Origin of the sequence: Pseudonocardia sp. NPDC049154, assembly GCF_040648315.1 — a bacterium.
Taxonomy (GTDB): Bacteria; Actinomycetota; Actinomycetes; order Mycobacteriales; family Pseudonocardiaceae; genus Pseudonocardia.
Genome location: NZ_JBEZDN010000078.1, coordinates 24,358 through 35,687 on the forward strand (window position 1 = coordinate 24,358; position 11,330 = coordinate 35,687).

The 11,330-nt window shown below is 74.0% G+C and carries 12 protein-coding genes; 9 read left to right on the plus strand and 3 right to left on the minus strand.

What is annotated here, in order from left to right:
- Window positions 1–7: 7 nt before the first annotated feature.
- Window positions 8–1,819, minus strand: coding sequence for an AMP-dependent synthetase/ligase (locus AB0B41_RS28925; protein ID WP_358208835.1), 1,812 nt, complete (start codon window positions 1,817–1,819; stop codon window positions 8–10).
- Window positions 1,820–2,022: 203 nt separating this feature from the next.
- Here AB0B41_RS28925 and AB0B41_RS28930 point away from each other — a divergent pair, with 203 nt between their 5' ends.
- The 6 genes from AB0B41_RS28930 to AB0B41_RS28955 are packed head-to-tail and all read left to right on the plus strand — an operon-like array spanning window position 2,023 to window position 6,423.
- Window positions 2,023–2,436, plus strand: coding sequence for a polyketide cyclase / dehydrase and lipid transport (locus AB0B41_RS28930; protein WP_358208836.1), 414 nt, complete (start codon window positions 2,023–2,025; stop codon window positions 2,434–2,436).
- A gap of 31 nt (window positions 2,437–2,467) precedes the next feature.
- Window positions 2,468–3,256 (plus strand): metallophosphoesterase, encoded by a 789-nt coding sequence (locus AB0B41_RS28935; protein ID WP_358208838.1) that lies wholly within the window; start codon window positions 2,468–2,470, stop codon window positions 3,254–3,256.
- Window positions 3,257–3,278: 22 nt separating this feature from the next.
- Complete coding sequence (locus AB0B41_RS28940; RefSeq protein WP_358208840.1) at window positions 3,279–3,719, plus strand: SRPBCC family protein; 441 nt, start codon at window positions 3,279–3,281, stop codon at window positions 3,717–3,719.
- 32 nt (window positions 3,720–3,751) lie between these two features.
- Window positions 3,752–5,017 carry an ArsA family ATPase gene (locus AB0B41_RS28945; protein ID WP_358208842.1) on the plus strand — a complete coding sequence of 422 codons (1,266 nt, stop codon included), beginning with the start codon at window positions 3,752–3,754 and terminating at the stop codon, window positions 5,015–5,017.
- Window positions 5,018–5,030: 13 nt separating this feature from the next.
- Window positions 5,031–5,459, plus strand: coding sequence for a hypothetical protein (locus AB0B41_RS28950; protein WP_358208843.1), 429 nt, complete (start codon window positions 5,031–5,033; stop codon window positions 5,457–5,459).
- Between the two features lies 1 nt (window position 5,460).
- On the plus strand, window positions 5,461–6,423 hold the full coding sequence (locus AB0B41_RS28955; protein ID WP_358208845.1) for an ROK family glucokinase: 963 nt from the start codon (window positions 5,461–5,463) through the stop codon (window positions 6,421–6,423).
- Window position 6,424: 1 nt separating this feature from the next.
- Here the strand turns inward: AB0B41_RS28955 and AB0B41_RS28960 are convergent, their stop codons facing one another.
- Complete coding sequence (locus AB0B41_RS28960; RefSeq protein WP_358208849.1) at window positions 6,425–6,868, minus strand: hypothetical protein; 444 nt, start codon at window positions 6,866–6,868, stop codon at window positions 6,425–6,427.
- Between the two features lie 146 nt (window positions 6,869–7,014).
- Between AB0B41_RS28960 and AB0B41_RS28965 the strand changes: the two genes are divergently transcribed.
- Window positions 7,015–7,728 carry a lysophospholipid acyltransferase family protein gene (locus tag AB0B41_RS28965; RefSeq protein ID WP_358208851.1) on the plus strand — a complete coding sequence of 238 codons (714 nt, stop codon included), beginning with the start codon at window positions 7,015–7,017 and terminating at the stop codon, window positions 7,726–7,728.
- A 10-nt stretch (window positions 7,729–7,738) separates the two neighbouring features.
- Here the strand turns inward: AB0B41_RS28965 and AB0B41_RS28970 are convergent, their stop codons facing one another.
- Window positions 7,739–9,058 carry a sugar ABC transporter substrate-binding protein gene (locus AB0B41_RS28970; RefSeq protein WP_358208853.1) on the minus strand — a complete coding sequence of 440 codons (1,320 nt, stop codon included), beginning with the start codon at window positions 9,056–9,058 and terminating at the stop codon, window positions 7,739–7,741.
- Between the two features lie 166 nt (window positions 9,059–9,224).
- Here AB0B41_RS28970 and AB0B41_RS28975 point away from each other — a divergent pair, with 166 nt between their 5' ends.
- Together AB0B41_RS28975 and AB0B41_RS28980 are read left to right on the plus strand one after the other, a co-directional pair.
- Window positions 9,225–9,713: a polyadenylate-specific 3'-exoribonuclease AS gene (locus AB0B41_RS28975; protein ID WP_358208855.1), complete on the plus strand. Its 489-nt coding sequence runs from the start codon at window positions 9,225–9,227 to the stop codon at window positions 9,711–9,713.
- A gap of 75 nt (window positions 9,714–9,788) precedes the next feature.
- A complete protein-coding gene (locus AB0B41_RS28980) occupies window positions 9,789–11,177 on the plus strand; it encodes a class II 3-deoxy-7-phosphoheptulonate synthase (protein WP_358208857.1) in 1,389 nt (462 codons plus the stop codon).
- Window positions 11,178–11,330: the final 153 nt, after the last annotated feature.

Consider the following 11,330-nt stretch of genomic DNA (forward strand, 5'->3'; position numbering starts at 1 on the left):
CTCGCGTCTAGGCCGGCTGCGGGGTCTCGGCGGGCGCGTAGATCGCGGCGATCTCGGCGGCGTACTGCTGCGCCACGACCGCGCGCTTGACCTTGAGCGTGGGCGTGAGCTCCCCGCCCGCCTCGGTGAAGTCGACGGGCAGGATGCGGAACTTGCGGATCCGCTCGGCCCGCGACACCGCCTGGTTGGCCTCCTCGACCGCGGCGGCGATCTCGCCCCGCAGCTCCGGGTCGTCGACCAGGTCGGCGGCCGACGCCGCGTCGCCGGTGGTGACCTTGCCGTGACGCTCGCGCCAGCCGGGCAGGGCCTCCGGGTCGATGGTCACGAGCGCGCCGATGAAGGGCCTGCCGTCGCCGACGACCATGCACTGGCCGACCAGCGGGTGTGCCCGCAGCCGGTCCTCCAGCACCGCGGGGGCGACGTTCTTGCCGCCCGCGGTCACCAGGATCTCCTTCTTGCGGCCGGTGATCGTGAGGTAGCCGGCGTCGTCGAGCTCGCCGATGTCGCCGCTGTGGAGCCAGCCGTCCTCGAGAGCCTCGGCCGTGGCCTTCTCGTTCTGCCAGTACCCACGGAAGACGATGTCGCCGCGGAGCAGGATCTCGCCGTCGTCGGCGATCCGGACGCCGTGGCCCGGCACCGGCCGACCGACGGTGCCGACCCGCTGCGCCGACAGCGCGTTGACGGTGATGCCGGCGCTGGTCTCGGTGAGGCCGTAGCCCTCGAGGATCGGCAGCCCGATGCCGCGGAAGAAGTGCCCGAGGCGCTCGCCGAGCGGGGCGCTGCCGGACACCGCGGCGACGACGCGGCCGCCGGTCGCGGCGCGCAGCTTGCCGTAGACGAGCTTGTCGAACAGGGCGTGCTTCACCGTGAGCCCCAGGCCGGGGCGGCCGGTGTCCTGCGCCTGCGACCAGGCGATCGCGGTGTCCGCGGCGGCGTCGAAGATCCGGCCCTTGCCCTCGTCGTGCGCCTTCTGCCGGGCGCCGTTGTAGACCTTCTCGAACACGCGCGGCACGGCGAGCAGGAAGGTCGGACGGAAGGTCTGCAGGTCCGCCAGCAGGTTCTTGGTGTCCGGGGTGTGCCCGATGACGGTGCGCGAGGCGATGGCGCCGCACTGGATGACCTTGCCGAAGACGTGCGCCAGCGGCAGGAACAGCAGCACCGAACCGGTGTCGGTGAGCAGCTCGGAGAGCACGGCGCGGGTCGACGCGATCTCGGTGAGCAGGTTGCGGTGGGTCAGCTCGCAGCCCTTGGGCCGGCCCGTGGTGCCCGACGTGTAGATCAGCGTGGCCAGGTCGTCCGCCGCGACGCCCCGACGGCGCTCGTGGACCTGCTCGTCGGCGAGGTCCCTGCCCGCGGCGACGAGCTCGTCGACCGCACCGGACGCGATCTCCTTGACGAACCTCAACGGGACGCCGGCCTCGGCGACCAGCGCCGCGTGGTCGGCCGTCTCGACGACGATCCCGACCGCGCCGGAGTCCGAGAGGATCCACTCGATCTGCGAGGCCGAGGAGGTCTCGTAGATCGGCACCGTGACCCCGCCGACGGCGAGGATCGCGAAGTCGACGAGGGTCCACTCGTAGCGGGTGCGGGACAGCAGCGCGACGCGGTCGCCCGGCTCGACACCCGAGGCGATCAGCCCCCGCGCGACGGCCGTGACCTGCGCGGCGAACTCGGCGGCGGAGACGTCCCGCCACCCGCCGCCCTCCTGGACGCGCAGCAGCGTGGCCCGCGGGACCTCGGCCTCGTTCGCGTAGACGGCGTCGAGGAGGTTCTCCTCCGGACCGACCGTGACGGTCGCCGGGACGCTGTACTCACGCACGATCCTGACCTCCTGGCCGGCGTTGGCAGGTTACTCGTGAGGAAAGATAGCGCGTCGCCGCGCGGATCGGCAGGGCAGCAGGTGTCCGGCTTGTCCGGTTCGGCCCGCCGGGCCCGCGCGGCCCCCGATCCGGCCGGCCCGGGCCCCCGTCGCAGGTCCCGCAGGTCGAGGCGGGAGGATCGGGCCCGCGAGGAGGTGGCCGGGTGCCCAGTGTGGACGTGGTGGACGAGACATTCCTGGCCGTGCCCCCTGCGCGCGTCGCGGCCGAGTTCGCCGACCCGCGGGCGTGGCCGGCGCTCTGGCCGGACCTGCGGCTCGAGGTGCTCGCCGACCGGGGCGTCGAGGGCATGCGCTGGACCGTGGGTGGTGCGCTGACCGGAAGCATGGAGGTGTGGCTGGAGGCCGTGCTCGACGGCACCGTCGTCCACTACTTCCTGCGCGCCGACCCCACGGGCCCGGACGGCCGGCCGGCGCGGTGGCCGCGGCGCCGTGCGACCGCCGAGACCCAACGCCGGCAGCGCGCCGCCAAGCAGATCGCGTTCGCGCTCAAGGCGCGGCTGGAGGCGGGCCGGGCGCCGGGGGAGCCCCCGCCGACGGACCTGACGCGCCGGGCCTGACGGAACGGGCCTGACGTAGCGTCTGCAGATCATGCGGGTGCATGTGGTCTCCGACGTGCACGGCAACGTCGAGGCCCTGGCCAGGGCGGTCGACGGCGCCGACGCGGTGTTCGTGCTCGGCGACCTGATCGACTTCGTCGACTACCGGAACCCCGAGGGCGGCATCCTGGGCCGCGTCCTCGGGCCCGAGGTGAGCCGGAGGTTCGGCGAGGTGCGCCGGTCGGGCGGGCCCGGCGACCTGCGGGAGTTCGCGCGGCAGGCCTGGTCGCGCATCCCGGACCCGGCGGCCGTGATCGAGGAGGCCATCGCCGAGCAGTACGAGGCCATGTTCCCCGTGCTCCCGGACCCGACGTGGGCGATCCCGGGCAACGTCGACGTCCCCGACCTCTGGCCCGCGCACGTGCGGCCCGGCACCCGGGTGCCCGACGGCGAGGTGGTCGAGATCGGCGGGCTGCGCGTCGGGTTCGTGGGTGGGGTTCCGCTGCCGCCCGGCTTCCCGCCGCGCAAGGGCGGCCCGTGGCGCCCGCACCTCGTCCCGTCCGAGGACTACGTGGCGGCGGTCGGCAAGCTCACGGACGTCGAGCTGCTGTGCACGCACGCCCCGCCCGCGGTCCCGGCCCTGCACTACGACGTCGTCACGAAGCGCCGTGAGCTGCCCGGTCAGGGGCTGGTGGAGCTGATCGAGCGGGACCGGCCGCGGGCCGCGCTGTTCGGGCACGTCCACCAGCCGCTGGCGCAGCGGGCCCGGCTCGGCCCGACCGAGTGCGTCAACGTCGGCCACTTCCGGAAGACGGGCGAGCCGTACGTCCTGCGGTGGTGATCGGCCCGGTAACGTTCGCGTCATGGCCGACGCGACGACGTCCTCGATCACCATCGACGCCGACCCCGAGACGGTCATGGCGGTCATCGCGGACTTCGAGGCCTACCCCGAGTGGGCGGACCAGGTGAAGACGGTCGAGATCCTCGACAAGGGCGGCGACCGCGCCGACCGCGTCCGGTTCTCCATGGACGCCGGCCCGATCAAGGACACCTACACGCTGGACTACGACTGGGCGCCCGACGGCCGCTCCGTCAGCTGGACCCTGGTCAAGGGCCAGATGCAGAAGGCGCAGAACGGTTCCTACACCCTGGAGTCCGCGGGCGGCGCGCCCACCACGGTGACCTACAGCCTCGCCGTGGACCTCAACATCCCGATGATCGGCATGTTGCGGCGCAAGGCCGAGAAGGTGATCATCGACACCGCGCTGAAGGGCCTGAAGCGCCGCGTGGAGAGCCGCTCCTGAGCGCACGCCCCGTGGCGGCTACGCTGCCGCGCGTGCGGGTCGTGCTGTTCACCGGCAAGGGGGGCGTCGGGAAGACGACGCTCGCCGCGGCCACGGCCGCCCGCCTGGCGCGCTCCGGGCGCAAGACCCTCGTCGTCTCGACCGACCCCGCGCACTCGCTCGGCGACGCGCTCGGCGAGCGGCTCGACGACACCACCGAGAACGAGCCGGCCGACCTCGGCAACGGGCTGTTCGCCGCGCACGTCGACACCCGGGTGCTGCTCGACGACACGTGGGCCGAGCTGCAGGGACACCTGCGCACGGTGCTGGCCGGGGCCGGGATCGACGAGCTGGTGGCCGACGAGCTGACCGTGCTGCCGGGCGTCGAGGACCTCCTCGCACTGGCCGAGGTGCACCGGCTCGCGACCTCCGGGCTGTGGGAGGTGGTGGTGGTCGACTGCGGCCCCACCGCCGAGACGCTGCGCCTGCTCGGCCTGCCCGAGGCGCTCTCCGGATACCTGGAGCGGCTCTTCCCCGCGCACCGCCGGGCGGTCCGCGGGATGATCGCCGGGCTGGCCTCGGGACGGGCCGGGACCGAGCGGTCCGCGGGCTGGGACCGCACCGTCGACGGCCTGGACCGGCTGGCGGCGCAGCTCGCCGGGCTGCGCGCGATGCTCGCCGACCGCGAGGAGACCTCCATCCGCCTGGTCCTGACTCCCGAGCGCGTGGTGGCCGCGGAGACCCGCCGCACGCTGACCGCCCTGGCCCTGCACGACCTGCAGGTCGACGGCCTGGTGGTCAACCGGGTCATGCCCGCGCCGCCGCCGTCGCTGCGCGGGCCGACCGCGCGCTGGCTGCGCGAGCGGCACACCGAGCAGCAGGCCGTCCTGGCCGAGGTCCAGGCGGAGTGCGGCGACGCCGTGCCGCTCGCGACCGTGCCCTACACGGCGGCCGAGCCGACGGGCGTGGAGGCGCTCGTCGCGCTCGCCGGCAGCCTGTACGGGGCGGCGGACCCCGCGGCGCCCGGCCCGGCCGCCGGCCCGGTCCTGCGGCTCGTACGCACCGCGGGCGACGGCACCTCCGCCGACTCGGAGTTCGAGCTGGCCCTGCGCCTGCCCGGCGCGGCCGACGGGCCGCTGGACCTCACCCGCGTCGGCGACGAGCTGGTGGTCACCGTGGGCGCCACACGGCGGCGGGTGAGCCTGCCGGCCGTGCTGCGCCGGTGCGAGGTCACGGGCGCCCGGCTGGTGGGCGAGGGCCACGCGACGGACCTGGTCGTGGTGTTCGCGCCGGACCCGGCGCTCTGGATGCGGCGATGAGCGGGGGACGGGGTTGAGCTGCGCCCACTCGGAGGCCCTCACCCGTGAGCTGCGCGCCCTCGCCGCGGCCGCGCTCGACCGGGTCGGCCCGCTGGTCGACGCCGGACGCACGGGCGAGGGCGGCACGCCGTCGAGCTGCGCGTCGTGCCCGGTCTGCGCCCTGCTCGCGCTGCTGCGCGGCGAGCGCCCCGAGCTGGCGGTGCGGCTGGCCGAGCACGCGGCGGGACTGTTGACGGTGCTGCGGACGTTGCTGGAGGAGCTGCCGGACCCGGCGGCGGAGGGAACGGCCGGCGGTGCTGCGGGGCGTGGATCCGAGGAAGAGAGCGGACATGGCACGACCCCTGACGGACCCGGGGATCACGGCGATGCCGGTGACGAGCGACGCCGGGCCCGGCCCGGGACGTCCCGGCGGGTCCAGCACATCCGCGTGGTGCGGGCCTGACGTGCTGACGGTCGGAGTGGACGTCGGCGGCACGAGTGTGCGCGCCGGGGTGGTCGACCCCGAGGGCGGGGTCATCGACAGTGCGTCCGCGGCCACGCCGAAGAGCGACGAGGCCCTCGAGGGGACCATCGCCTCCTGCGTGGCCGAGCTCGCGAACCGGCACGACGTGTCCGCGGTCGGCCTGGCGCTGGCCGGTTTCATCGACGCCGACCGCGGCCTGGTCCGCTTCGCGCCGCACCTGTCCTGGCGGGACGCGCCGGTGGCCGACCGGATACACAAGCGGCTGGGCGTGCCGGTCGTCGTCGAGCACGACGCCAACGCCGCGGCCCTGGCCGAACGCCGCTACGGCGCCGCCGCGGGCGCCTCGACCGTCGTCTTCGTGGCCCTCGGCACCGGGATCGGCGGGGCCCTGCTGCTCGACGGCGCGCTGTTCCGCGGCGCGTTCGGGGTGGCGCCGGAGTTCGGGCACGTCCGCGTGGTGCCGGACGGCCGCCCGTGCGAGTGCGGAAAGCGCGGCTGCTGGGAGCGCTACTGCAGCGGCACCGCGCTCGCCACCACCGCCCTGGAGATGCTCGCCGATCCCGACGCCAGCACGTCGGTCCTGCACCGCGAGGCCGCGCGCGACCCGGGCCGGATCACCGGCCAGCGGGTGGCGGCCGCCGCGCGGGACGGGGACCGGCTGGCCCGGCGCGCGGTCGCCGACATGGGCCGGTGGCTGGGGGAGGGCCTGTCGCTGATCGCCGACGTGTTCGACCCCGAGCTGGTCGTGGTCGGCGGCGGGGTCTCGGTGTCGGCGCCGCTGTTCCTCGACGAGGCGCGGGAACACTACGCCCGGATCGTCACCGGCGCGGGCAACCGGCCGCTGGCCCGTATCCGCACCGCGCAGCTCGGTTCCGCTGCCGCGGTGGTCGGGGCGGCCGAGCTGGCCCGCGAGGCGGTCCTGACGGGCGGGGCGACGCGCTAGCTCAGACCGTGCCCTCGTCGTCGTACGGGTCCACGTCCTCGTCGGCGGGCTGCCACAGCCGCATCAGCAGCCAGGTCAGGCCGCCGGCGATCGCGACGAGGCCGAGCGGCAGCCCGTAGACCGAGGACATGCCGATCCACTGCGGTGCCGCGACCAGCACGATCCCCAGCACCACCAGCACCAGCCCGACCCCGACGGCGGCGCCCACCCGGGGCAGCGGCGGCGGCTCCGGCGGGACGTAGTGCTCCTCCGGGTCCTGACGGGGCTCGATCTCGGGGACGGGCGGCGGCTCGACGGGGGCACCGTCCTGCGCCCCGCCCGGCCAGTGCGGGACCGTGCCCTCGGCCTTCCACGAGGCCACGACCTGCTCGAAGGGATCGGGATCCGACCGGCGGCCCTCCCGTCCCGGGTCGCCCTGCACGCCCTCCGGCTCGCCCGTGCTCATGCTCGCGGCCTCCTCGGGGTCTGCGGGGACAGACCCGTGCATCCTGACACGGACGCGCCCGCCACGGGTGCCGGGAGTCCCCTTGTTGTCGCACCGGCGCGACGCTCCGTAGGCTTGGGCTCCCTGCGGTGAGGAGGCCCTGTCCGGTGCTGTACTGGTGGTCGAAGTACGTCCTGCTCGGCCCGTTGCTCCGGATGTTCTGCCGCCCCACCATCGAGGGCCTGGAGCACATCCCCGCCTCGGGCGCCGCGATCCTCGCGAGCAACCACCTGGCGGTGGCCGACTCCTTCCTGCTGCCCCTGCAGGTGCCGCGCCGGATCACGTTCCTCGCCAAGCGCGAGTACTTCACCGAGCCGGGGTTGAAGGGCTATGTGAAGAAGCAGTTCTTCAGCGGCGTCGGGCAGGTCCCGATCGACCGGTCCGGCGGCAACGCGGCGCAGGCGGCGATGGACACCGCAGTGCGGCTGCTGCGCGAGGGCAAACTCCTCGGCATCTACCCCGAGGGCACGCGCTCGCCGGACGGGCGGCTCTACAAGGGCAAGACCGGGGTGGCGCGGATGGCGCTCGAGGCGGGCGTGCCGGTCATCCCGGTGGCCATGATCGGCACGGACAAGGTCAACCCGATCGGCTCGAAGATGTGGCGGCCCGGGCACGTGCACGTGAAGGTCGGGGAGCCGCTGGACTTCTCCCGGTACGAGGGCATGGCCGGGGACCGGTTCATCGAGCGGTCCATGACGGACGAGATCATGTACGCGCTGATGGAGCTCTCCGGACAGACCTATGTGGACCTGTACGCCGCGTCGGTCAAGGAGAAGGCCGCGCAGGCCGAGAAGGAGCAGCAGGGCAGAGCGGCCGCCTGACCGGGCCCGCTCAGCCTGCCGCGACCGCCGCGTTGGCCGCGTCCTGCGCCTGCTGGAGCCCGGGCCCGACGGGCACCCGTCCCGCGAAGACCTCGCCGAGGACCGGGTTGAAGGCCCGCAGGCCGGTGCCGAACTTCGGTCCCATCGGCGGGTCGATCGTCGCGGTGCCGCCGAGGCTGCCGAAGTACCCGGTCTCGACGCCGCGCTCGCGCCAGTAGTCGAAGAACTTCTGCTGCGACCCGGTCACCGCCGGGAGCGCGGCGCCCCGCCCGCCGACGGGGTCGGCGCCCGCCTCGGAGCCGATCCAGTCCAGGACGCGCGCCACGGCCTCGGGGTGCGGGGTGCGCGCGTTGCCCGCCGCGATCACGCTGTTCACCACGGACACGCGGCCCGCAGGCCCGGCCACCATCGGCGCCACGCCCCAGTCGAAGGTCGCGCCGTCGGCCACGTTGCGCAGGTTGTAGGTGCCGGACTGGAACACCGCGAGCCGTTGGTCCAGGAAGGCGTCCCGGCCGTAGTCCGGGTTGACGTTCGTGTCGTCGGCGTCGGGCGCGACGTGGTGGGTGTTGATCAGGTCGACGAGGTACTGGAAGGCCTGCGCGGACCGCGGCTCGGCGAAGGCGAAGGTGCCGTCCGGCTGCTGGAAGCGCCCGCCGTTGGAGCCGACGAAGTCGTAGTAGATCGCCTGCAGGTCGCGGCCGGCGTTGAAGCCGTACCGGGCCACGTTCGCCGGGTCGAAGCCGGGCTGGTCGGCGGTCCGGCCCTGCACGTCGACCGTCAGCTTCTTCATCGCCGGCAGGAAGGTGTCCTTCGCCGGGTCCGGGTTCCAGGTCAGGGCCGCGGGGTCGACGCCGGCGTCGGCCAGCATCTTCTTGTTGTAGTAGGTGACGATCCGGCCGTCGGTGAGCGCCGGGACGCCCCACAGCGCGCCGTCCCGGGTGTACTGGTCGACGGCCGCCGGCGCCCAGTTCCGCGTACGGCCCGGCAGGATCCGGCCGACGTCGACGAGCGCGCCGGAGTCGGCGAGCGCGCCGAAGTACGCCGAGTTCAGCCAGAAGATGTCGTCGCCCGTCCCGGCGGCGAGCTGGGCGTTGAGGCTCACGAAGTAGTCCGCGTACGGCACGACGTCGAGGTCCACCCGGATGTCCGGGTTCTGCCGCTCGAACTCCGCGAACGAGGTGCCGTAGGCCTTGGCCACCTGGTCGTCCCACAGCCGCAGGGAGACCGTGGTCGTGGGTGCCTGGGGCGGCCCCGCGCACGCCGCGGCGAGCACGGCACAGAGCAGCACGACGAGCCCCGGGAGCAGGGCGGTGGGGGAGCGGCGGCGCATGGGTTCTCGCTCGGGGTGCGGCGGGACTGCGGCGGTTCACCGGGAGACTCGTCCGGGACGTCCGGATCGTGACGACGCAACGACATCTTCGCCCGTCCGGCCCAGTCCCGGCGCACACCCCGCCGTTCGGGCGACGTAGAGTCGCGGCAGGTCGGAAAGGGTTCACATGCGTTTCTTCTACGACACCGAGTTCATCGAGGACGGCAGGACGATCGATCTCGTGTCGATCGGCGTCGTCGGCGAGGACGGGCGCGAGTTCTACGCGGTGTCCACCGAGTTCGACCCGGACAAGGCCGGTCCGTGGGTGCGGGCGAACGTGCTGCCCAAGCTGCCCTCCCCGGCCGACACGGCCTGGCGGTCCCGCGCGACGATCCGCCGCGAGCTGCTGGAGTTCCTCACCGGCGCGCCCGGCGAGGTCGAGCTCTGGGCCTGGATCGCCGCGTACGACCACGTCGCCCTCTGCCAGCTGTGGGGCGCCATGCCGGCGCTGCCCCGTGCCCTGCCGCGCTTCACCCGGGAGCTGCGCCAGCGCTGGGAGGATGCGGGCCGCCCGACGCTGCCCCCGCCCAGCTCCGACGCGCACGACGCGCTGGCCGACGCCCGGCTCAACCTGCGCCGCTGGCAGGTGATCGAGACCGCGGTCCCGACGCCCTGAGCGGAGCGACGTCGGCACCGGCCGGGCCGGGTGCCGGGAGCGGCCGCCCCGGCGGTACCGAATACCCTGCGAGTCGTGAACTGGTCCGTCGACGCCCCCGTGGACGTCCTCCCGGAGCTGCCGCCGCTGCCCGGTGAGCTCCGCACCCGGCTGGACGACGCGCTCGCCCGGCCCGCCGCCCAGCAGCCCGAGTGGCCGGACACCTCGGTCGTCGAGCACACCCGCACGGTGCTCGAGAGCGTGCCGCCGGTCGTGCTGCCGCCCGAGGTCGACCGCCTCAAGCAGCGCCTCGCCGACGTCGCGAACGGGAAGGCCTTCCTGCTCCAGGGCGGGGACTGCGCCGAGACCTTCGTGGACAACACCGAGCCGCACATCCGCGCGACCATCCGCACGCTGCTGCAGATGGCCGTCGTGCTGACCTACGGCGCGTCGCTGCCGGTGGTGAAGGTCGGGCGCATCGCCGGGCAGTACGCCAAGCCGCGCAGCTCGCCCGTCGACGCGCTCGGTCTGCCGTCCTACCGCGGCGACATCGTCAACGGGCTGGCGCCGAACGAGGCCTCCCGCACCCCGGACCCGTCGCGCATGATCCGGGCCTACGCCAACGCGAGCGCCGCGATGAACCTGGTCCGGGCGCTGACCGCGACCGGCATGGCCGACCTCGCGATGGTGCACGCCTGGAACAAGGACTTCGTGCGCACGTCGGCGGCGGGGGAGCGGTACGAGGCCGTCGCCGCGGAGATCGACCGTGCCGTCCGGTTCATGGACGCGTGCGGGGTCACCGACCACCAGCTGCACGCGGTCGAGTTCTACGCCTCCCACGAGGCCCTGCTGCTCGACTACGAGCGGGCCATGCTGCGGCTGGACCTCGACCGGGACAACCCGGTCCTCTACGACCTGTCCGCGCACTTCCTCTGGATCGGTGAGCGCACCCGCCAGCTCGACGGCGCGCACGTCGCCTTCGCGGAGCTGCTGTCGAACCCGATCGGCCTCAAGATCGGCCCGACCACCACGCCCGAGCAGGCCGTGGAGTACGTCGAGCGGCTGGACCCGCGCAACGAGCCGGGCCGGCTCACGCTGATCAGCCGGATGGGCAACGGCAAGATCCGGGACGCGCTCCCGCCGATCGTCGAGAAGGTCACCGCCTCCGGCCACAAGGTCATCTGGCAGTGCGACCCGATGCACGGCAACACCCACGAGTCCACGACGGGCTACAAGACCCGCCACTTCGACCGCATCGTCGACGAGGTGCAGGGCTTCTTCGAGGTGCACGGCGCGCTCGGCACCCACCCGGGCGGGATCCACGTCGAGGTCACGGGCGAGGACGTCACGGAGTGCCTCGGCGGCGCCCAGGAGATCTCGGACACCGACCTCGCCGGCCGGTACGAGACCGCCTGCGACCCGCGGCTCAACACCCAGCAGTCGCTGGAGCTCGCCTTCCTGGTCGCGGAGATGCTGCGCGGCTGAGGGTGGGCGGCTGAGGGTGCGCGGCTGAGGGTGGGCGGCTGTGGGTGGGCGCCGGAGGCGCTAGGAGGGTGCTGAACTAAGCCCGCTTGGCGCGGTTGGACGTTGGACTCGCGGGAGCATGCGCGTAAACGGCGTTTATGCGCTCGGGTTGGG